This window comes from Nocardioides piscis (assembly GCF_011300215.1).
Taxonomy (GTDB): Bacteria; Actinomycetota; Actinomycetes; order Propionibacteriales; family Nocardioidaceae; genus Nocardioides; species Nocardioides piscis.
In genome coordinates, this window is record NZ_CP049866.1 from 150,665 (window position 1) to 170,526 (window position 19,862).

Annotated in this window: 20 protein-coding genes and 1 riboswitch; of the genes, 10 read left to right on the forward strand and 10 right to left on the reverse strand. The window is 70.4% G+C overall.

The genetic code is table 11. The features are described 5' to 3' along the window. Window positions 1-2 precede the first annotated feature (2 nt). From G7071_RS00825 to G7071_RS00860, 6 genes are all read right to left on the reverse strand, one after another. On the reverse strand, window positions 3-644 hold the full coding sequence (locus G7071_RS00825; protein ID WP_166313802.1) for a DUF1707 SHOCT-like domain-containing protein: 642 nt from the start codon (window positions 642-644) through the stop codon (window positions 3-5). Window positions 645-1,013: 369 nt separating this feature from the next. Beyond that, the gene (gene thiC, locus G7071_RS00830) at window positions 1,014-2,690 is read right to left on the reverse strand and encodes a phosphomethylpyrimidine synthase ThiC (protein ID WP_166313804.1); all 1,677 of its coding nucleotides are present in this window, start codon (window positions 2,688-2,690) and stop codon (window positions 1,014-1,016) included. After that, window positions 2,687-3,484 carry a bifunctional hydroxymethylpyrimidine kinase/phosphomethylpyrimidine kinase gene (thiD, locus tag G7071_RS00835; RefSeq protein ID WP_166313806.1) on the reverse strand — a complete coding sequence of 266 codons (798 nt, stop codon included), beginning with the start codon at window positions 3,482-3,484 and terminating at the stop codon, window positions 2,687-2,689. The genes thiC and thiD overlap by 4 nt, the downstream gene beginning before the upstream one ends. Beyond that, the gene (locus G7071_RS00840; protein ID WP_166313808.1) at window positions 3,481-4,041 is read right to left on the reverse strand and encodes a thiamine phosphate synthase; all 561 of its coding nucleotides are present in this window, start codon (window positions 4,039-4,041) and stop codon (window positions 3,481-3,483) included. The genes thiD and G7071_RS00840 overlap by 4 nt, the downstream gene beginning before the upstream one ends. Beyond that, on the reverse strand, window positions 4,038-5,993 hold the full coding sequence (gene thiO / locus G7071_RS19885) for a glycine oxidase ThiO (protein ID WP_425489407.1): 1,956 nt from the start codon (window positions 5,991-5,993) through the stop codon (window positions 4,038-4,040). Before thiO ends, G7071_RS00840 begins: the two co-directional genes overlap by 4 nt. Next, window positions 5,993-6,613: a thiamine phosphate synthase gene (locus G7071_RS00860; protein ID WP_166313810.1), complete on the reverse strand. Its 621-nt coding sequence runs from the start codon at window positions 6,611-6,613 to the stop codon at window positions 5,993-5,995. Before G7071_RS00860 ends, thiO begins: the two co-directional genes overlap by 1 nt. Further along, a riboswitch (TPP riboswitch) is annotated at window positions 6,605-6,715 on the reverse strand. It overlaps the preceding gene by 9 nt. A 45-nt stretch (window positions 6,716-6,760) precedes the next feature. Between G7071_RS00860 and G7071_RS00865 the strand changes: the two genes are divergently transcribed. From G7071_RS00865 to G7071_RS00875, 3 genes are read left to right on the forward strand one after another with little or no spacing between them, the layout of a single operon-like run. Beyond that, a complete protein-coding gene (locus G7071_RS00865) occupies window positions 6,761-7,522 on the forward strand; it encodes an isocitrate lyase/PEP mutase family protein (protein WP_166313812.1) in 762 nt (253 codons plus the stop codon). A gap of 2 nt (window positions 7,523-7,524) precedes the next feature. Further along, window positions 7,525-8,109 (forward strand): hypothetical protein, encoded by a 585-nt coding sequence (locus G7071_RS00870; protein WP_166313814.1) that lies wholly within the window; start codon window positions 7,525-7,527, stop codon window positions 8,107-8,109. Between the two features lie 9 nt (window positions 8,110-8,118). Next, the gene (locus tag G7071_RS00875) at window positions 8,119-9,855 is read left to right on the forward strand and encodes a fumarate hydratase (RefSeq protein WP_166313816.1); all 1,737 of its coding nucleotides are present in this window, start codon (window positions 8,119-8,121) and stop codon (window positions 9,853-9,855) included. A gap of 25 nt (window positions 9,856-9,880) precedes the next feature. Here the strand turns inward: G7071_RS00875 and G7071_RS00880 are convergent, their stop codons facing one another. Then, window positions 9,881-11,227, reverse strand: coding sequence for a hypothetical protein (locus G7071_RS00880; protein ID WP_166313818.1), 1,347 nt, complete (start codon window positions 11,225-11,227; stop codon window positions 9,881-9,883). A 364-nt stretch (window positions 11,228-11,591) separates the two neighbouring features. Between G7071_RS00880 and G7071_RS00885 the strand changes: the two genes are divergently transcribed. From G7071_RS00885 to G7071_RS00905, 5 genes are all read left to right on the forward strand, one after another. Continuing rightward, the gene (locus G7071_RS00885; protein WP_166313820.1) at window positions 11,592-12,263 is read left to right on the forward strand and encodes a spermidine synthase; all 672 of its coding nucleotides are present in this window, start codon (window positions 11,592-11,594) and stop codon (window positions 12,261-12,263) included. 65 nt (window positions 12,264-12,328) lie between these two features. Further along, window positions 12,329-12,775, forward strand: a complete 447-nt coding sequence (locus tag G7071_RS00890; RefSeq protein WP_166313822.1) for a DUF2147 domain-containing protein — start codon at window positions 12,329-12,331, stop codon at window positions 12,773-12,775. Window positions 12,776-12,830: 55 nt separating this feature from the next. After that, a complete protein-coding gene (locus G7071_RS00895) occupies window positions 12,831-14,216 on the forward strand; it encodes a class II fumarate hydratase (protein WP_166313824.1) in 1,386 nt (461 codons plus the stop codon). Between the two features lie 39 nt (window positions 14,217-14,255). Beyond that, on the forward strand, window positions 14,256-14,963 hold the full coding sequence (locus G7071_RS00900) for a class I SAM-dependent methyltransferase (protein WP_166313826.1): 708 nt from the start codon (window positions 14,256-14,258) through the stop codon (window positions 14,961-14,963). 181 nt (window positions 14,964-15,144) lie between these two features. Further along, entirely contained in the window at window positions 15,145-15,432 is a 288-nt protein-coding gene (locus tag G7071_RS00905) for a hypothetical protein (RefSeq protein WP_206062863.1), read from the forward strand. A gap of 68 nt (window positions 15,433-15,500) precedes the next feature. On the opposite strand, the gene G7071_RS00910 is transcribed toward G7071_RS00905, so the two are convergent. The 3 genes from G7071_RS00910 to G7071_RS00920 all read right to left on the reverse strand — a co-directional run bounded on the left by G7071_RS00910 (window position 15,501) and on the right by G7071_RS00920 (window position 18,759). Next, window positions 15,501-16,169, reverse strand: a complete 669-nt coding sequence (locus G7071_RS00910) for an aggregation-promoting factor C-terminal-like domain-containing protein (RefSeq protein ID WP_166313828.1) — start codon at window positions 16,167-16,169, stop codon at window positions 15,501-15,503. Between the two features lie 282 nt (window positions 16,170-16,451). Continuing rightward, on the reverse strand, window positions 16,452-17,771 hold the full coding sequence (gene phoH2 / locus G7071_RS00915; protein WP_166313830.1) for an RNA 5'-3' helicase PhoH2: 1,320 nt from the start codon (window positions 17,769-17,771) through the stop codon (window positions 16,452-16,454). A gap of 208 nt (window positions 17,772-17,979) precedes the next feature. Next, window positions 17,980-18,759, reverse strand: coding sequence for an isoprenyl transferase (locus G7071_RS00920; protein ID WP_246210277.1), 780 nt, complete (start codon window positions 18,757-18,759; stop codon window positions 17,980-17,982). Window positions 18,760-18,793: 34 nt separating this feature from the next. Between G7071_RS00920 and G7071_RS00925 the strand changes: the two genes are divergently transcribed. Together G7071_RS00925 and G7071_RS00930 are read left to right on the forward strand one after the other, a co-directional pair. Beyond that, window positions 18,794-19,333, forward strand: a complete 540-nt coding sequence (locus tag G7071_RS00925; RefSeq protein WP_166313509.1) for a hypothetical protein — start codon at window positions 18,794-18,796, stop codon at window positions 19,331-19,333. After that, on the forward strand, window positions 19,333-19,821 hold the full coding sequence (locus tag G7071_RS00930) for a DUF421 domain-containing protein (protein ID WP_166313834.1): 489 nt from the start codon (window positions 19,333-19,335) through the stop codon (window positions 19,819-19,821). The genes G7071_RS00925 and G7071_RS00930 overlap by 1 nt, the downstream gene beginning before the upstream one ends. The last annotated feature ends 41 nt before the right edge of the window (window positions 19,822-19,862 follow it).

Sequence of the window (19,862 nt, forward strand, 5' to 3'; positions counted from 1 at the left end):
GGTCAGTAGCTGCCGAGGTATTTCTTGGGGGTTCCCGGGGCTGGCAGCCGCTGGACCTGGACCGAGCCCATCAAGGCCATCCCTCGCACGCGCACGGTGGGCGAGTCCGGTCGCAGGTCGGCCGGCACCTTGTCCCTGCCCTGGCCGTAGTCACCCATGATCGGCGTGCCGTCGACGACGACGTGGAAGTGCGCGGGGACGAGGATCTTGACGTCGCCCATGATCGCGCTGGCATTGATCAGGGTGTCGGGGCTGGTCAGCGTCGCCTCGCGCAGGTCGAGCACGACGCTGCCCATCAGCGAGAACGCCGCATGGTTGGCCGGGACGTGCCATGCGCCGCGACGTTTGCAGTCGCCCATGATCGCCACCGAGCTGGCGTGACCCGGAACTGCGGGGGCTCCCGCACCGGCCCGGGGCACCAGCGCGTGGGCGACCGGCGCTGCTGGGTGAAGGTCTGCGGTGATGGGGATCAGGTCGGCATACGTCTTGGCGCTCCACGTGGCCTCGAGCCGCTCGTCGAGCTCGTCGAGGTCGAGCCGGCCCTCTCCCGCCGCTGTCCGGAGGAGCTCTGCCACCTTGTGGCGGTCGTCGTCGCCGATGCGCATCTGCGACGGGTCGTGCGGCCGGTTCTCCATCTCCCCCATGCCGCCAGCCTAGATGAGGCGCCGCCCGCCCAGCGCTGATCCAGAACGCACCCGAGTCGGCGCGGGCCGCACGCCGAGTCGGCGCAGAACACACACCGAGTCGGCGCCGGATGCATGCAGAGTGGCTCGCGCGCCGACTCGACGTGTCCTGCGCGCCGACTCGGCATGCACTGCGCGCCCACTCGTCGTGCCTTGCGCGCCGACTCGCTGAGGAGTACTGCTTGAACATGACCAGCACACCGATCGAGCCCGAGACCGACCCCGAGGTTGTCCCAGCCGGTGACCCGGGGATGGATCCCCTGGATCCGGGTGAAGCCCCGGAGGCACCGATTCCGGAGGCCGAGCCGGCGGGTTCCTGACCCGGCGGCGTCACCCCTCGACGTACACCGTCCCACCCAGCTCCATGAACCGAGCCGACTTCTCCTTCATCCCCACCTCGGGATCGAGGCCGGACCCGAACCGGTCGCGCACGTCCTGGCTGATCTTCATGGAACAGAACTTCGGGCCGCACATCGAGCAGAAGTGGGCCGTCTTGGCCCCCTCCGCCGGCAGCGTCTCGTCGTGGAACGCCTCGGCGGTGTGCGGGTCGAGGGACAGCGCGAACTGGTCGCGCCAGCGGAACTCGAAGCGCGCCCTCGACAGCGCGTCGTCCCAGTCGCGTGCGCCGGGGTGGCCCTTGGCGACGTCGGCGGCGTGCGCCGAGAGCTTGTAGGTGATCACACCCGTCTTCACGTCGTCGCGGTTGGGCAGCCCGAGGTGCTCCTTGGGCGTGACGTAGCAGAGCATCGCGGTGCCGTGCATCGCGATCGTGGCAGCACCGATCGCCGAGGTGATGTGGTCGTAGCCGGGCGCGATGTCGGTGGTCAGCGGCCCGAGCGTGTAGAACGGCGCGCCGTGGCACCACTCCTGCTGGAGCACGACGTTCTCCTCGACCAGGTCCAGCGGCACGTGCCCTGGCCCCTCGACCATCACCTGGACGTCGTGCTCCCAGGCACGGGACGTGAGCTCGGCGAGGGTCCGGAGCTCGGAGAACTGGGCCTCGTCGTTGGCGTCGGCGGTGCAGCCCGGACGCAACCCGTCGCCGAGGGAGAACGCGACGTCGTAGCGCGCGAAGATCTCGCACAGCTCGTCGAAGTGGGTGTAAAGGAAGTTCTCCTCGTGGTGGGCCAGGCACCAGCCAGCCATGATCGAGCCGCCGCGCGACACGATGCCGGTGATCCGGTCGGCCGTCATGGGGACGTAGCGCAGCAGCACACCCGCGTGGATCGTCATGTAGTCGACGCCCTGCTCACACTGCTCGATCACGGTGTCGCGGAAGATCTCCCACGTCAGCCGGTCGGCCTGGCCGTCGACCTTCTCCAGCGCCTGATAGATCGGCACCGTGCCGATCGGCACCGGTGAGTTGCGCACGATCCACTCCCTCGTGGTGTGGATGTCGTCCCCGGTGGACAGGTCCATGACCGTGTCCGCACCCCAGGTCACCGCCCAGGTCAGCTTGTCGACCTCCTCGGCGATGGAGGAGGTGACGGCACTGTTGCCGATGTTGGCGTTGACCTTCACCAGGAAGCGCCGACCGATGATCATCGGCTCGACCTCGGGGTGGTTGACGTTGACGGGGATGATCGCGCGACCGGCAGCGAGCTCGCTGCGCACCAGCTCGACGTCGCACGACTCGCGCGCGGCGACGTATTCCATCTCCGCGGTGACGATCCCTCGCCTCGCGTAGTGCATCTGCGTGACCGTGCGACCGGACACCGCCCGCAGCGGCTGCACGGCGTGCCCGCGCCACTCCCCCGCCGCCTCTCCCCGCCGCACGGCGCCCTTGCCGTTGTCGAGCAGCTGCGTCTCGCGCCCGGCATAGGTCTCGGTGTCGCCGCGCGCCGCGATCCACTTCTCACGCAGCCGGGGCAGGCCGACCTCGGGCTCCGAACCGGGTCCTTGCGTGCAGTAGCGGTCGAACGTCTCGCCGTTGGTGAGCTGCACGCGCGTGCGGGGCACGCCGAGCGGGCCTTCGAGGACGCGGGTGTGGGCGGGGTGGACGGTCATGGGGTCTCCTCGAGATGGTCGGTGCGGTTGGTGGTCGTGGTGTGGGCGATGGGTCCACGACCGCGACCGAGGTCCCAGTCGCGGCTGACGGTGAGCTGCCCGGTGACGAAGGCCGCGGCAGCAGGTATGGCGACGTCGAGCTCGTGGCCGTTCGCGAGCCCGGCGGCGATGGCGCTGGCGAAGGTGCAGCCGGTGCCGTGGTCGTTGGAGGTGTCGACCCGGACGTGCTCGAACGCCCGGGCAGGACCGCCGGGCAGGGCGAACCAGTCGGCGGCCGCTTCGCCTCCGCCGGTGACGACGACCGCACAGCCGAGATCGGCGAGTCGCGCGGCCAGCTCGGCGGGAGACCCGTCCAGGCCGGTGAGCGCCCGGGCCTCGTCGAGGTTGGGGGTGGCCAGCGTGGCCCTCGGCAGCAGCTGCGTGACATAGGCGCGCACGACGTCACCGTCGCCGAGGACTGCTCCGCTGGTCGCGGCGAGCACCGGGTCGACGACGATCGGCAGGTGGGCCAGCCGCTCGGCGACGAGCCGGACGACCGCGGAGGTGCCGAGCATCCCGGTCTTCACCACCGACACCGGCAGGTCTGCGACCACGGCGTCGAGCTGGGCTGAGACGACAGCGCGGGGCACCGGATGGATCCCGTGCACACCGGTGGTGTCCTGGGCCGTGACGGCGGTGACCGCGCAGGCACCGTGGCAGCCGAGCGCGCCGAGCGTGGCGAGGTCGGCGGCCAAGCCGGCTGCGCCTCCGGAGTCGGTGCCGGCGACGGCCAGGACGACGGGCGGTGAGCTCATCGCAGCGCTCCCAGCAGGTCGGCGACGACCTGCGACGGATCGGGTGAGCGCATCACCGCGCCCATCACGGCCACCCCGTGGGCGCCCCGCTCGCGTGCTGCGGCAGCGTTGGCAGGGTCGACCCCGCCGAGGGCGAAGACCGGGATCGGGTTCCCCGACCACGCGCTCGGCGGCAGCGGGTCTCGTCCGGGTTTGGTTACGCCATCGGCGTACGGCGACAGCAGCGCCCACGACGCGCCTGCACGCGCGGCGGCCCCGACCTCCTCGCGGGTGTGGCAGGAGCGTCCGAAGAGTCCGTCCGCCGGCGGATCCTGGGCGGCGGCGAGGTGGACAGCGTCGGCCGTCGGGTCACTGGTGCGGGAGCTGATGACGAACAACCCGTCGATCGCGGCGAGGTGTGCCACCAGGGCCCGTCGGGCCGGCGGCTCGAGGTCGTGCTCCCTCACCACCACGGCCTCGAGGCCGGCGGCGACGCACTCCTCGATGGTGCGCGCCAGCCCACGACCCAGCCGCAGCTGGGACCGATCGGTGAGCACGAGCAGTCGGGGCAGGTTCATCCGATCCTCCCCGCGACCGGGCTGGAGGCGCGGGCGGTGGCACGCCGCGGGATCCGACCTGCCTGTCTCGCAGCCCAACCGGCCTCGACGCCGAGCCGCAGCGCGAGGCCCATGCCGACCGGGTCCTCCGCCCGTGTGATGGCCGTCGCCGCCAGCACGGCGTCGCAGCCGAGCTCCATCGCCAACGCCGCGTCGGAGGCCGTGCCGACGCCCGCGTCGAGCACCACCGGCACGTCCACGGCGGCCACGACCGCCTCGATGGCGTGCGGGTTGAGCACCCCCAGCCCCGAGCCGATCGGCGAGCCCAGCGGCATCACCGCAGCACACCCCAGGTCGGCCAGTCGACTCGCGAGCACGGGGTCGTCGGTGGTGTAGGGCAGGACGGTGAAGCCCGCCCGGACGAGCACCCCCGCCGCTTCGAGCAGCTCGACCGCATCCGGGAGCAGGCTTCGCTCGTCGCCGATGACCTCCAGCTTGATCCAGTCGGTCGCCAACGCCTCGCGAGCGAGCTCGGCGGTCAGCACGGCTTCGCGGGCCGACAGGCAGCCCGCCGTGTTGGGCAGCAGCCTGGCTCCACGACGCCGCAGCACGTCGAGCACACCGCCCGCGGCGGTCGACGGCGCCCTCCGCATGCTGACCGTGACCAGCCCAGGCTCGGTCGCGTCGAGCAGCGGCTCGAGCAACGCCGGGCGCGGGAGTCCACCGGTGCCGAGGAAGAGCCGCGAGTCGAGCGTCCGGCCCGCGATCACCAGCGAGCTCATCCGCCCGCCACCGCCGTCACGACCTCGACCTCGTCGCCCTCGCGCAGCACCCGGTGGAGCACCTCGCCGCGACGGACGACCTGGCCGTTGACGGCGACGGCGCACCCCGTCTGCAGCCGGCCGAGCAGCTCTCCGAGGGTCGCAGCGTCGACCTCGCGCGGTGTGCCGTTGAGCCTGATCAGCATGGGTCCTCCTGGGGGCGAAGCGGCGGGGATCGAAGGTGGGGTCGGGGGCCGCCCCCTCGACTGCGTCGGCGAGCAGTCGCGCGGTCAGCGGGGCCAGCAGCACGCCGTGGCGGAAGTGGCCCGCGGCCAGGAAGACCCCGGGGTCCGCGGTCGGACCGACCAGTGGCCGGTTGTCCGGCGTGCCGGGTCGGTCCCGGGCGAGGGCCTCGACGAGCTCGACCCGGTCGAGGGCGGGCACCAGCTCGGTCGCGGCGCCCAGCAGTCGGCGTACGCCTCCCGCGGTGACCACCGGAGCGTCGTCGTGCTCCTCGGACGTCGCCCCGACGACCAGCTCGCCGTCGGGGCGGGGCACGACATAGACGGGTTCGCCGCGCACCCATCCCCGCACGATCCGGCCCAGCCCGACGTCACCGCGCAGCCGCAGGATCTCGCCGCGCACGCCACGAACGAGATGGGCGTATGCCGCCGGCAACCGAGCCCCCGTCGCGATCACCGTCGCGTCCGGGCTCCTGCCCGGGGGCTGGTCCCCGACCCGGGCGCCGAGCCTCGACAGCAGGGCCGAGACGACCCGTCTGGGGTCGACGGCATGGTCCTGCGCGAGCACGGCCGCGGCGGTGACGCGACCCAGGGCAGGCTCGAGGGCTCGCACGTGCTGACCGTCCAGGACCTCGACGCCGGCACCGCTGGCTGCGAGCAGCGCCGCCCGGCGCTCGACCTCCTGGCGATCACCGGCATCCACTCCGACCAGGAGGGTGCCGACCTCCTGCAGCGGCACGGACAGCCGTGCGGCATAGGCCGGCCACAGGGATGCAGACCCGAGGCAGAGCTCGTGCAGGGCGGCCTCTCCGTGCCAGGCCTCGGCCGCCGGCGACAGCATCCCCGCCGCGGCGTGGCTCGCCCCGGAGCCCGGGGCCGGGTCGCTGACCGCGACCTCGTGACCGCGATCGACCAGCTCGACCGCGCAGGCGAGCCCGATGATCCCGCCGCCCAGGACGTGCACCCGCATCAGCCGACCGCCTGCACCAGCTCCTTCGCGGCCGAGAGCGGGTCGGGGGGTCGCCAGAGGGCGCCGATGACGGCAACGCCGTGGGCACCCGCATCCCGGCACTGCCGGGCGCCCACGGCGTCGATTCCACCGATGGCGATCAGGGGAAGCACCCCCGTGGCTCCCCTGATCGCCTCGACCCCCAGCGGGTCCGGGAGGCCGGACTTGCTGGACGTGTTGAACACGGGCCCGAAGCCGGCATAGGTCGCACCGTCCGCGGCAGCACGCTCGACGGCGGCTGCGTCGCGACAGGTGGCACCGATGACGAGGCCGGGGGCGACCCGCCGGGCGTCCGCGACCGACATGTCGGTGGCTCCCAGGTGCACCCCGTCCGCGCCGGCCGCCAGTGCGACGTCGAGCCGGTCGTCGACGATGACCGTCGCGCCCGCCGGCCAGACGGCGGCCAGCACGAGCCGGGTGAGCTCGACCAGCTCGCGGGTGGTGGCGTGCTTGTCACGGACCTGGAAGCCCGTCACCCCGGCGAGGGCGAGGTCCTCGAGCAGGTGGAGCTCGTCGGCGGCCGAGACCAGGCAGAAGAGACGGGGAACACAGGGGCGGGTCACAGGGGTGCGGGACAGCATCGGATCGCTTCCTTCGCCGGCATTATCCGGATCAGGTTTGACGGTCGGAGCGGCGTCCAGCTCCCTCTCAGCCCGCTGCCGCGGGCTCCCGTGGGGACGACGAGGACGCTAGCAGACGTCTGCACAGGGCCGTGGCAGGCTCTTTGCATGGACACCGCCACCCGCGCCCGAGCGCTCCTCGACCTCCACCACACCGGCACCACGCTGGTCCTGCCCAACGTCTGGGACGCCTGGTCGGCCCGAACGGTCGCCGACGCCGGGTTCGCGGCCCTCAGCATCGGCAGCCACCCGCTCGCGGACTCCCGCGGCCAGGGCGACAAGGAGGACATGTCGCTCGACGACGCACTCGACGGCGTGCGCCGGATCTGTGGCGCCGTACCGCACGTGCCTGTGACGGCAGACCTCGAGGCGGGCTACGGCGCGGCCCCGTCCGAGCTGATCGAGCGGATGCTGGCGGCCGGGGCGGTGGGGCTGAACATCGAGGACACGGTCCACTCCGAGGGCGGCCGGCTCCGCTCGGTCGCCGAGCACGCCGACTACGTCGGTGGGCTGCGCGCGGCCGCGGACGATGCCGGGGTCGACGTCGTGATCAACGCCCGCACCGACGTGTTCCTGCGCAAGGGCGAGTTCGACGACCCGCTGTCGGAGGCGATCATCCGGTTGAAGGCGTGCGAGGAGGCGGGTGCGCGCTGCGTCTATCCGGTCGGCGCTCCTGACGCAGCCGCGGTGAAGACGCTGCTCGCCGAGCTCAGCGGCCCGGTCAACGTGATCGCCAACCCCCGCAGCGGGTCAGCCGCCGGCTCGCTGGAGGAGCTCCGCGAGCTGGGGGTGCAGCGAGTGACGTTCGGGCCGAAGCTCCAGCAGGAGCTGGCAGCCGACCTGGCGGCCCTCGTCGAGGGTTGGCGCTGACCATGCTCAAGTTCGTCCTCGTCGTCATCGTGGTGGCGCTCGTCGTCTATGTCGTGGTCGGCGCGCTCGGCCGACGACGCGCACGCCCGGCGCCGCCGCCCGAGGTGGCGCCCGAGGATCGGGAGGACTTCTTGTGGCAGGTGCGCTCGCGTGCCCAGCAGCAGCGGCGGCGCGACGAGCCGGCCCAGGACACGAGCGCCCCGGCGCCGGCGCCGGCGGTGACCATCGACCCGGCCGTGTTCGCCCATGACGACGTCCAGGGCAGCTCCAACGAGACGTTCACCGTCATCGGCGGGGATGCAGCAGCCGTCGCAGGTGCGCTGGAGAGAGCCGCAGCCCGGTTCATGCGGGTGGACGAGACCGGCACGGAGCACCCCGACGACGCCACCGCCCAGGCTTGCCTGGAGCAGGGCCGATACACCCCCAACTACGTCTCGGACCCCGTGCCCACCGCACGAGGACCGCAGGTCCACGTGGACTGCAAGGGCGTCATCCCCGCGGAGATGGCGCGGACGTTCCACCGGATCCTGCGCGAGGAGCTGCAGCACGCCGGTGCCCCGGTCCGGGTGAGCGTCGCGCACGCGTAGCATTCCGGCGTGACTGCAGCCCCCGCCAGCCCGTCGACCGGGCCCGAGTTCCGCTACTCAGACCTGCTCCCCACCGCCGGCTCCAACGGGGAGGACGAGACTCCCTACCGCCTCGTCACGACCGAGGGAGTCAGCACGTTCGAGGTGGCAGGCGAGGACGGGCAGACCCAGACCTTCCTCAAGGTCGACCCCGAGGCGATCCGGCGACTCAGCGCCGAGGCGATGCACGACATCAGCCACTACCTGCGGCCCGGCCACCTCGCCCAGCTGCGCAAGATCATCGACGACCCGGAGGCCTCCGGCAACGACCGCTTCGTGGCCCTCGACCTGCTCAAGAACGTGAACATCTCCGCCGGCGGCGTGCTGCCGATGTGTCAGGACACCGGCACCGCCATCGTGATGGGCAAGAAGTCCGAGGGCGTGCTCACCGGAGCCGACGACGCAGAGGCGATCAGCCAGGGTGTCTATGACGCCTACACGAAGCTCAACCTGCGCTACTCCCAGCTCGCGCCGCTGACGACGTTCGAGGAGAAGAACACCGGCACCAACCTGCCGGCTCAGATCGAGATCTACTCGACGCCGCAGACAACGGGGAAGCCGGAGTACAAGTTCCTCTTCATGGCCAAGGGGGGCGGGTCGGCCAACAAGTCCTTCCTCTTCCAGGAGACCAAGGCGATCCTCAACCCGCAGCGCCTGCTGACCTATCTCGACGAGAAGATCCGCTCGCTCGGCACAGCGGCCTGCCCGCCCTACCACTTGGCCGTCGTGATCGGCGGCACGAGCGCGGAGTTCGCGCTCAAGACCGCCAAGCTGGCCAGCGCTCGCTACCTCGACGACCTGCCGACCCAGGGCTCGATGAGCGCCCACGGCATCCGCGACGTCGAGCTCGAGGAGCAGGTGCTCGAGCTGACCCGTTCCTTCGGAATCGGAGCCCAGTTCGGCGGGAAGTACTTCTGCCACGACGTCCGCGTCGTTCGACTCCCCCGCCACGGCGCGTCGTGCCCGGTGGCGATCGCGGTGTCGTGCTCGGCCGACCGTCAGGCCCTGGGCAAGATCACTCCCGAGGGCGTCTTCCTCGAGCAGCTCGAGACCGACCCGGCGCACTACATGCCCTCGGCCGGCGTCTCCGAGGAGATCGCTGCCGGCGAGGTCGTCAAGATCGACCTCAACCAGCCGATGGACGCGATCTTGGCGGAGCTCTCGAAGCACCCGGTGAAGACGCGACTCTCGCTGACCGGCCCACTCGTCGTGGCTCGCGACATCGCGCACGCCAAGATCCAGGAGCGGCTCGACGCGGGCGAGGAGATGCCCTCCTATCTCCGCGACCACCCCGTCTACTACGCCGGTCCCGCCAAGACACCGGCCGGGATGGCGTCAGGCTCGTTCGGTCCGACGACCGCCGGCCGGATGGACTCCTATGTCGCGCAGTTCCAGGCAGCCGGCGGATCGAAGGTGATGCTCGCGAAGGGCAACCGCTCCAAGGTGGTGACCCAGGCGTGCGCGGAGCACGGCGGGTTCTACCTCGGGTCGATCGGTGGACCTGCCGCTCGCCTCGCCCAGGACTGCATCACCTCGGTGTCGGTGCTGGAGTACGAGGAGCTCGGCATGGAGGCGGTGTGGAAGATCGAGGTCGAGGACTTCCCTGCCTTCATCGTCGTCGACGACAAGGGCAACGACTTCTTCACCGACCCCTCCGGCACCACGACCGTGCCGCTCTCGGGCATCCGCGTCCGCTCGGCGGAATAGGCGCGGAGCCCGAGAGCAGCCGGAGTCACTCGTCGCAGTGACCCGGGCCGGTGCCTCCCTCGTTGAAGCTCCCGAGCACCCCGGCGAGCTGCTTGGCCGTGGTCGTCTGCGCCTTGGTCAGCGTGGTGCCTCCGACCGAGGAGAAGAGCGACTCCGCCGAGGTCAGCGCTGAGGTGACGGCTGCCGGGGCAGTGGCACCGTTCAGGACGTTGAGCTTCGCCGCCATGTACTGGTGGGCCAGGATGTAGTAGGCGTTGCCGGCCGGCGGGGTGCTGAACACCTGGAGCCACGTCTTGCCGGAGCTGTAGAACGGCGTGTCCTCCTGGGCTGCGCCGATGGCGAGCCACCCGTCGTCGTACGGCGCGGGACCCTCAGCCGAGTGCGTCTTCCAGTAGCCCTGGGTCAGCGTGCAGCCACCACCGGGGACGGTGATCGTCACGGTGTGGTCGTCACTGCCTGTCGTTCCGGTGTCGTTGGTGACGAAGGACGCGACGTTGCGCACGGTGTAGACCCCGGGACTCGCGTAGGGACCGACGTTGCGTGTGTAGGTGAAGATGCGTGGCTGGCACGTCTGCCCCAGCGGGCCCTGCAGCGTGTCGGTGACCGTGATGCACTCGTCGATCTCGGCGCTCGGGGTGCTGCCGAAGGTGTATGGCGCACTGCCGGTCGCACTTCGCCGGGCGGTGGTGAAGATCGCCGACGCCGTGGCGGTGTTGGTGCCGCCGGTGTTGCTGGCCACCGATGCCGAGTAGGTGCACTGCACCGACCCGTTCGCCGGGACCGTCGTCGCACCACCGCAGTCGACCACCGCTCCCGCCAGCGAGTCGGAGACCTGCAGAGCGGTCGCCGCGATCGGCCACGGATTGCTGACCGTGATCGTGCCGCTCACGACGAAGTTGCTGTCGGCGTGGGTGCGGGTCGTGGTCACGGTGTAGTTCACGGGATGGGTCTGACCGGCCGACAGGGTGAGGCTCGTCTCCGAGCCCGTCTTGTCGATGCCCCAGGTGTAGGTGCGCGTGAAGGACGTGTTGGCCGTCTTGGTCACGGTCACGTTGTAGTTGAAGCAGAACTCCACGTGGCTGACACCTGGGTAGCCGTCGTTCTTCAGCGGAGTCCTGAGCCCGGAGTCACTGAGGACTGCGGGGTCGTAGGCATGGACGTTGCCCGCATCTCCGCCCTTCACGATCACCGCACTGACTGCGGTGTTGGACGACCAGTTGATCGTGCTGTTCGAGGTGCCGGCGTAGGACCAGGTGACGACGACGCCGCTGTTCGGGTCGTCGAAGGTGCCCGCCGCGTCCTCGTCGCCGCCGGCGTTGGTCTTGAAGCCGTAGTCGTAGCCCTGCCCGACACAGGTCGGGTTGCCCGCCACTGCCGTCGTGGTGGTTCCTGCTGTGGCCGGTGTGCCGGCCCCAGCAGCACGGCCGCTGCCCCCGCCAGGCCCAGCGAGCCGATGACGGCCCGATTGCTGATGATCTTCATCTGTGAACGCCCCATCTCGCGTCACGAGCCGGGATCTCCGGTCCGCGTGGTCGGCCGGCAGTCATCCCCCACTGGGACGATGCGGCCGCCCGAGAGATCGGGCCGCGAACTGGTCGATGCTTGGACGCTAGGCGCGCCTTCTGCCCATTAGCACAACGGGAGAGCAAATATCCGGAACATCCCGCCGCGCCGCGGAAAATAGTCCGTTTGGACCCCCCACTGGTCCAGACCTGTCACTCGATAGCGTGGGCGGCGTGAACGAACAGGCGGAGATCGCGCGGGCAGAGTCAGAGCGCGGAGAGCTGGTGCTGCGTCGGCGTACGTCGCCCACCGCCCCCGACGTGATCGAGCTGCGCGCCAACGGGGTCTTCGTGATGGACACCCTCGAGACCACCACCGAGATCGAGCTCGCCGGTGCCGCGCTCGACCTGGTCCCCGACCCGCGCGACGTCGTGGTCGGTGGCCTCGGGCTGGGCTTCACCCTCCAGCGGGTGCTGGCCGACCGGCGGGTCGAGAAGGTCATGGTGGTGGAGATCGAGGAAGCCCTGATCGGCTGGATGCGTGACGGCACGATCCCGCACGGACCCGCGGTGCTGGCAGACCAGCGGGTCAAGGTCGTCAACACCGACATCTCGATGGCGATCGCCGAGGCGCGCTCGACCTATGACCTGATCCTCCTCGACGTCGACAACGGTCCCGGCTATCTCGTCCACGACGCCAACGCGCAGGTCTACGAGCGCGCCTTCCTCGCTCGTTGCCGCGACCTGCTCAATCGCGAGGGCGTGCTCGTCATCTGGTCGGCCGCGCAGGCGCCCGAGCTCCTCTCGACGCTGCGCAGCGTCTTCGGCGACGCCGAGGAGCAGGTCCACGACGTGCTGCTGCAGGACCGCCCCGAGACCTATCACCTCTATCTCGCACGGCGCTGACGCTCCTAGGGTGAGGACAGACCGACACCGGTCGGGACACTCGGATCTCATCTCGGAGGTTTCACATGCGCAGGACATCCATCGCCGCAGCGCTCACGCTCGCCCTCTTCTCGCCGCTGGGAGGCAGCACGACGGCCAGCACCGCCGCCGCGGGCTCCCCGATCAGTGCGGAGTCGGCGAGCGCGGGGACCGGTATCACCGGGACCTGGCGGGGACGTGTCTATGGCGACGACGGCGCGGCCGCCGGCTATGGCGCGAAGGTGCGGATCACCAAGCGTGACGGCCGCCTGCGAGGTCGGGTCGTCGCGGGTGGCTGCATCGGCCGCTGGACCTTCGACGGCAGGAGCGGGGGCACCTTCCGCTTCACCGAGAGGATCACCCGGGAGCGGGCCGGCTGGAACTGCGTCAAGCGGGTCAAGGTCAAGGTCCACCGGTCGGGCGCGAAGCTGAGGGTCGACTGGCGCGAGCCCCGCTCGGGAGACACCGCCACGATGCTGGCAAAGCCGGTCTGACAAGCGTTCGACCACGGCTCGCCGGGGCCGGCGCGCGCGGAGTAACGTCGGCCGGGTGAGCGAGACGAGCGCAAGGACCCGGACCGAGCACGACTCCCTCGGCGAGATCGAGGTCCCCGCCGACGCGCTGTGGCGTGCCCAGACCCAGCGGGCGATCGAGAACTTCCCGATCAGCGGCACCACCCTGGAGCCTCGGCTGGTCCGGGCGCTCGCCCTGATCAAGGCAGGCGCCGCGAGCGTCAACGCCGAGCTCGGGGTGATCACCGCCGAGCAGGGCAGCGCGATCGTCGACGCTGCGCGCACGGTCGCGGGCGGTGACCACCTCGACGCGTTCCCGCTCGACGTCTTCCAGACCGGCTCCGGCACCAGCTCCAACATGAACATGAACGAGGTCCTCGCCTCGCTGGCGGGCGAAGGGATCCACCCCAACGACCACGTCAACGCCTCGCAGTCCTCCAACGACACCTTCCCCTCGGCGATCCACGTCGCGGCGACGCTGGCGGTCGTCGAGGACCTGCTGCCGGCGCTGGCGACCCTCGAGTCGTCGCTGGCTGCCAAGGCCGAGGAGTTCGCCGGCCTGGTCAAGGCCGGTCGCACCCACCTGATGGACGCGACGCCGGTGATGCTCGGACAGGAGTTCGGAGGGTATGCCGCCACGCTCGCCTACGCCGCGGAGCGGCTCGGCTCCGTCCTCCCGCGCGTTCGCGAGCTGCCACTGGGCGGCACCGCCGTCGGCACCGGGATCAACACTCCTGCGGGCTTCGCCGCCAAGGTGATCGCGCACCTGGGCCAGGAGACGGGGCAGGAGTTCACCGAGGCCCGCGACCACTTCGAGGCGCAGGGCACCCGGGACTCCCTCGTCGAGCTCTCGGGCGTCCTTCGCACCATCGCAGTCGGGCTGACCAAGATCTGCAACGACCTGCGCTGGATGTCGTCGGGCCCGACGACGGGCCTCGCAGAGATCCACCTGCCTGACCTGCAGCCCGGGTCGAGCATCATGCCCGGCAAGGTCAACCCGGTCCTGCCGGAGGCGACCCTGATGGTGTGCGCGCAGGTCGTCGGCAACGACGCGGCAGTGGCCTGGGCCGGAGCGAGCGGCAGCTTCGAGCTCAACGTCCAGCTGCCGGTCATCGCCCGCAACGTCCTCGAGTCGATCCGCATCCTCGCCACCGCCTCGACGCTGCTCGCCGAGCGCTGCGTCGACGGCATCACGGCCGACGCCGAGCGCATGCGCGCCTATGCCGCGTCCTCACCCAGCGTCGTCACGCCGCTCAACAAGCACATCGGCTATGAGGAGGCGGCCAAGGTCGCCAAGAGGGCCCTCAAGGAGGGTGCCACGATCCGCGAGACGGTCCTCGCGATGGGCTATGTCGATCGCGGCGACCTCACCGAGGACGAGCTCGACGCAGCGCTCGACCTGGAGTCGATGACTCACCCCTGAGCGGTGGGTGTCGTGAGCAACCCGTGAGACCGTTCTCGCGTGACCTTTGAGATGAGTGACGCCGACTACGTCCGTGAGCAGTACGCGAGCGAGGACAAGCTCGACACCCGCGCCTCGGTGTGGCGGCCGACCTCCGACGGCCTCGATCCGACGACCGAGGCGCTGCGGGCCATCGACCGGGCCCTGGTCGGGGACGCCGACGTCCTCGAGATCGGGTGCGGCACCGGCGCGATGGCGGAGCGGATCCACGCCCTCCCCGGCGTCACGCTGGTCGCCACCGACTTCTCCGAGCGCTTCGTCGAGCTCACCGCGGCCCGCGGCGTCGACGCCCGGCAGGCCGACATCTGCTACCTCCCCTTCGACGATGCGTCCTTCGACGTCGCGTATGCAGGGTGGATGCTCTATCACGTGCGTGACATCGAGCGTGCGCTCAACGAGGTTCGTCGGGTGCTGCGCCCGGGCGGGACGTTCGTGGCCGTCACCAACGGCAACGGCCACCTCGCCGACCTCCTGCGCGAGGCAGGCGGCAAGCCCCTGGTCACCCGGTTCAGCAGTGAGACCGGCGAGTCGGTCCTGCGTCGCCGTTTCGACGACGTCCGCCGCCATGACCTCGAGACCCGTGCGGTCTTCGGCGACCACGCGAGCGCACAGGCCTACCTCGACACCCTCGGAGGCGACCTCACCCTGCCGGCGTTCGAGGGTCAGCGCGAATACGCCGGTCACGTCACGATCTTCGAGGCTCGCTGAAGCCACCACCCGGTGGCCGCCCGACGGGCACGCAGGTCCAGACCTGGTCCCGAGGGTGACCCGGCGCACAGTGGCGGTGTGTATGTCCAGGTCGGGGCCGGATACTTGCCGTCGTGCGCCCGACACGGGCGCTTTCGCAAGCAGCCGGCGGACTTCACGTCCGCCCAGAAGGAGACATCACATGTCCTCGCACACCAATGACACCACCGCCAACCGCACCAACGTGGCGCGTCGGATCAGCACCGAGACGAAGTCCTCCTACAAGACCACCGAGCTCATCGCCTACGTGGTTGCCGTGATCGGCGTCCTCATCGCCTCCGCGATGGCCGACGCCGAGAGCGACTTCGGCAGCCAGGAGGCGTGGTTCTACATCTCGCTGCTGACGATCGGCTACATGATCAGCCGCGGCCTGGCCAAGTCGGGCTCGCGCGACTACTACGACGACGAGGTCGGCAGCGACCGCCGCTGACCCCCACGTCACAGCACAACCGCCCGGACCGATCGGTCCGGGCGGTTGTGATTTGTCGTGGTCGTTGCTCAGTACCAGTTGTTGCCCTGCTTGAACGACCAGGCGTTGCAGGGAGTGCCGTAGGTGTCCTGGATGTAGCCCAGGCCCCAGCGGATCTGCGACTCCGCCGAGGTCATGTAGTCGGCCGGCAGGTCGTGGAGCTGGGTCAGCGCCTGGGGGATGCCGTAGGCCGAGGAGGTCGGGTTGTCGGCATCGATGCGCCAGTCCGACTCGGAGACATAGAGCGAGTCGAGGCAGGAGAACTGCGAGGAGTCGAAGCCGAACTCGGGCAGCAGGGCGCGGGCGATGTCTCGCGGGTCTGCGGCGGAGAGGTCCTCGGTCCGCGTCACGGCGAGCCCCCGGCCCGCTGAGAGGGCGACGACCTTGCGGGCGTCGGTGGCGCCACGCCGGTCCGATCGTGACACCGTCCGGGACACGCTGCGCCGCTCGATCGTGGCACGGGTGAGCTCCGACTCCGGCTCGGTCGACCCGACGCCGGACACCGCGGCGGAGGCGAGATCGCCCACCTCGTGACCGGGGGCACCGACCACGCCGCTGGAGACGGCCATGCCGGTCGCCACGGCCGCGAGCCCGGTCAGGGCCACCGAGCGTCGCAGGGCCCGCTGGGGAGCTGATCGGACTGCCTTGTGCTTGCCGGGCGCGCGGTGCTTGGGAACGTGCTTCTCAGGCTTGGTCACAGAGGAGCTCTCACGGGGTAGAAGACAGGGAGGCCGCACGAAGACGGCTGACCGCTCGGACGGGCGACGCAGGGGGATGTCACGAAACGGTCACGGGCCACCATGCAGGACTTGATGGGGTCGTGCAAACCAAACGCGAGAACTGGGGGGAATCTCCTGCCTCACCCGACGCTTGCGTCACTTCTTTCACACGCGCCACAGGCAGCGCGGCCCCAGCGGTGCGTGAGCCACCTTCCGCGGTTGCAGAAGGTGGCTCACTCAGCGCCAGGGACCGCCTCGCAGTCAGAGGACGACGTTCTCCAACATCTCCGTCACCAGCGCCGCGATCGGCGAGCGCTCGGAGCGGGTGAGGGTGACGTGGGCGAACAACGGGTGTCCCTTGAGCTTGTCGATCACCGCCACGATGCCGTCGTGACGACCGACGCGCAGGTTGTCGCGCTGGGCGACGTCGTGGGTCAGCACCACCTTGGAGTTGGCCCCGATCCGCGACAGCACCGTCAGCAGCACGTTGCGCTCGAGCGACTGCGCCTCGTCGACGATCACGAACGCGTCGTGCAGCGACCGCCCGCGGATGTGGGTCAGCGGGAGCACCTCGAGCATCCCACGATCCATCACCTCGTCGATCACGTCCGGAGAGGCGAGCGCTCCGAGGGTGTCGAAGACGGCCTGACCCCAGGGGCTCATCTTCTCCGTCTCCGACCCGGGGAGATAGCCCAGCTCCTGGCCACCGACGGCGAACAACGGCCGGAAGACGACGACCTTCTTGTGGTGGCCGCGCTCCATCACCGCCTCCAGGCCGGCGCACAGAGCCAGGGCGGACTTCCCGGTTCCGGCCCGGCCACCGAGGGAGACGATGCCCACCTCGGGGTCGAGCAGCATCTCGAGTGCGATGCGCTGCTCCGCCGACCGGCCGTGGATCCCGAAGGCCTCCCGGTCACCACGGACGAGATGGACCTGCTTGTCGGCGCCGATGCGGCCCAGGGCAGTGCCGCGGTCCGAGAGCAGCACCAGGCCGTTGTGGCAGGGCAGGTCGCGGGCGGCGGCCAGGTCGAGCACCCCGTCGGCATAGAGCTCGTCGAGCTCGGTCGCGTCGACCTCGAGCTCGGCCATCCCGGTGTAGCCCGTGTCGGAGTCGCTGATCGCCTCGGCGCGGTATTCCTCCGCGTCCAGCCCGACCGCCGATGCCTTGATCCGCAACGGCAGGTCCTTGGAGACGAGGGTCACTGCGTGGCCTTCGTCGGCGAGGTTCTTGGCGACGGCCAGGATCCGCGTGTCGTTGTCACCGAGGCGGAAGCCCGAGGGCAGGGAGGCCGCGTCGGTGTGGTTGAGCTCGACGCGCAGCGACCCGCCCTCCTCGCCGACCGGGACCGGCTCGTCGAGCCGACCGTGCTCGATGCGCAGCTCGTCGAGCATCCTCAGCGCCGAGCGCGCGAAGAAGCCGAGCTCGGGGTGATGACGCTTGCCCTCGAGCTCGGTGATGACCACGACGGGCAGCACCACCTCGTGCTCGGCGAACCGGTTGAGGGCCCCCGGGTCGGCCAGCAGGACGCTGGTGTCGAGGACATAGGTGCGGTTCTGGGAGACCTGCTTCTTCGCGCTCACGGAGTGCCTACCCCTATCGAACCGGCGCGACGCACCTCACCCGGTCCAGTTCAACAAATGGACCGGTGGACCCTCTGAAGCTGTGCGTTGCTTCGCATCTCTGGCCTCCAGTACGGCGGGCTTCCCCACTCGCCGATGCCCTCGAAAGTACGCCCGGGTCGTGCCCGTTCCGGAGCGACACGCCCGAACGCAGGATGAACGGCTGCGGTCAGGAACCGAAGCGGCGCTCGCGCTCGGCATACGCGCGGATCGCCCGCAGGAAGTCGACGCGGCGGAAGTCGGGCCACAGCGCCTCGCAGAAGTAGAACTCCGAGTTGGCGCTCTGCCAGAGCAGGAAGCCCCCGAGTCGCTGCTCCCCCGACGTGCGGATCACGAGGTCGGGGTCGGGCTGGCCCTTGGTGTAGAGGTGGTCGGCGATGTGCTCGGCGTCGATGAGGTCGGCGAGGTCCTCCAGCGAGGTCCCCCGCGCTGCGTGCTCATGGAGCAGCGAGCGTACGGCGTCGGCGATCTCGCGGCGGCCGCCATAGCCCACGGCGATGTTGACCAGGATGCCGTCGATGTCGCGGGTCTCGTCCTCGGCGGCCTTGAGCCGTTCGGCGGTGCGGGCGGGCAGGAGGTCGAGGGCGCCGACGGGGTGGATGCGCCACTTGCGCTGGGCGGCCAGCGACGCGACCGCTCCCTCGATGATCTCGAGCAGGCCGGTGAGCTGCTCGGGCGGGCGGTTGGTCAGGTTGTCGCTGGAGAGGAGCCACAGGGTGACGACCTTGACGCCCACCTCCTCGCACCAGCCCAGGAGCGGGAAGATGTTGTCGGCGCCGGCCTGGTAGCCGCCCGCGGTGTCCAGGCCAACGGCCTTGGCCCAGCGCCGGTTGCCGTCCAGCATGACGCCGATGTGCTGGGGAATGCGGTCGGGTGGGAGGAACTTCACCACGCGGTGCTCGTAGGCCGGGTAGAGAACCCGGCGAACGGCGTCCTTCAAGCCAGCCACAGCGCGATCGTAGCCCGCCCCTAGGGTGGCCTGCGTGAAGACCGAACCGCTGCTCGGTGTCGACGACACCACCGAGCACCTCCGCGACACCCCACCGGGCCCGAAAGGCCGCTGGTCCCGGCGTGCAGGGGTCGCCCTGCTCGTCCTGATCATCGTCGCTGCTGCCCTGGGGCTCCTGGGCCCGATGACGGGGGACAAGACGGCCAGCGCAGCCGGCTACACGCTGTCCGTCGAGCATCCCCGGGTCACCCGGGCCGGCCAGCCCGCGCCGCTGCAGCTGCGCATCGAGTCCTCGGTGGGGTTCGAGAAGGCCGTGCAGGTGCGGCTGTGCGCCGAGCTCTTCGACGACATGGACTTCCAGAACTGGTATCCGAACCCGGCTGCCGAGACGGCAGCGCCCTCGTGGATCGACTACGAGTTCGACCCACCCGTCGCGGGCGACGTCCTCGAGATCCATCTGGACGCCCGGGAGGCGCCCGGGCAGTTCGGGGAGGTCGATGACTGCACGGTCAGCGTGCTGGTCGAGGACGAGCCCGTCGTCTCGACGTCGTTCAACGTCTGGAGGCTGCCCTGATGGACATCCTGATCAGGTCCTTGGTGATCTTCCTGTTCCTGTGGCTCGTGGTCCGCGTGGGGGGCAAGCGCGAGGTCGCACAGCTCACGGCGTTCGACATGATCCTGCTCATCACGGTCGGCGACCTGGTGAGCCAGGGGATCGTCCAGGAGGACTACTCGCTGACGACTGCGGTGATCGCGGTCGCGACCTTCGCGGTGGCCGGCCTCGCCCTCGGGTCGCTGGCCCAGCGCTTCCCCGGCTTCCGGCCGTGGCTCGCCGGGCGGGCTCGCATCGTCGTACGCGACGGCGAGCCGCTCCTCGATGTCCTGCGAGGCGAGCGGATGACGATCCAGGACGTCCACGAGGCGGCCCGCCGCCAGGGCATCCGCCGGCTGAGCGACATCGAGCTGTGCGTGCTCGAGACCGACGGCTCCTTCTCGTTCTTCACCGACGAGGCGCATGACGAGGGCGGTCGAGGGGCACAGGGAGACCATCGCCTCACGTGAGATGGGTCGCGAAGCCGAGATCTCTCACCTACTGTGCCGTA

Coding starts and splice junctions, on each gene's coding strand:
- thiD (WP_166313806.1), bottom strand. CDS start 3,484: ATGAGCTCACCGCCCGTCGTCCTGGCCGTCGCCGGCACCGACTCCGGA.
- G7071_RS00840 (WP_166313808.1), bottom strand. CDS start 4,041: ATGAACCTGCCCCGACTGCTCGTGCTCACCGATCGGTCCCAGCTGCGG.
- G7071_RS00860 (WP_166313810.1), bottom strand. CDS start 6,613: ATGCTGTCCCGCACCCCTGTGACCCGCCCCTGTGTTCCCCGTCTCTTC.
- G7071_RS00930 (WP_166313834.1), top strand. CDS start 19,333: ATGGACATCCTGATCAGGTCCTTGGTGATCTTCCTGTTCCTGTGGCTC.
- G7071_RS00890 (WP_166313822.1), top strand. CDS start 12,329: ATGCGCAGGACATCCATCGCCGCAGCGCTCACGCTCGCCCTCTTCTCG.
- G7071_RS00905 (WP_206062863.1), top strand. CDS start 15,145: ATGTCCTCGCACACCAATGACACCACCGCCAACCGCACCAACGTGGCG.
- G7071_RS00865 (WP_166313812.1), top strand. CDS start 6,761: ATGGACACCGCCACCCGCGCCCGAGCGCTCCTCGACCTCCACCACACC.
- G7071_RS00825 (WP_166313802.1), bottom strand. CDS start 644: ATGGGGGAGATGGAGAACCGGCCGCACGACCCGTCGCAGATGCGCATC.
- thiO (WP_425489407.1), bottom strand. CDS start 5,993: ATGCGGGTGCACGTCCTGGGCGGCGGGATCATCGGGCTCGCCTGCGCG.
- thiC (WP_166313804.1), bottom strand. CDS start 2,690: ATGACCGTCCACCCCGCCCACACCCGCGTCCTCGAAGGCCCGCTCGGC.
- G7071_RS00870 (WP_166313814.1), top strand. CDS start 7,525: ATGCTCAAGTTCGTCCTCGTCGTCATCGTGGTGGCGCTCGTCGTCTAT.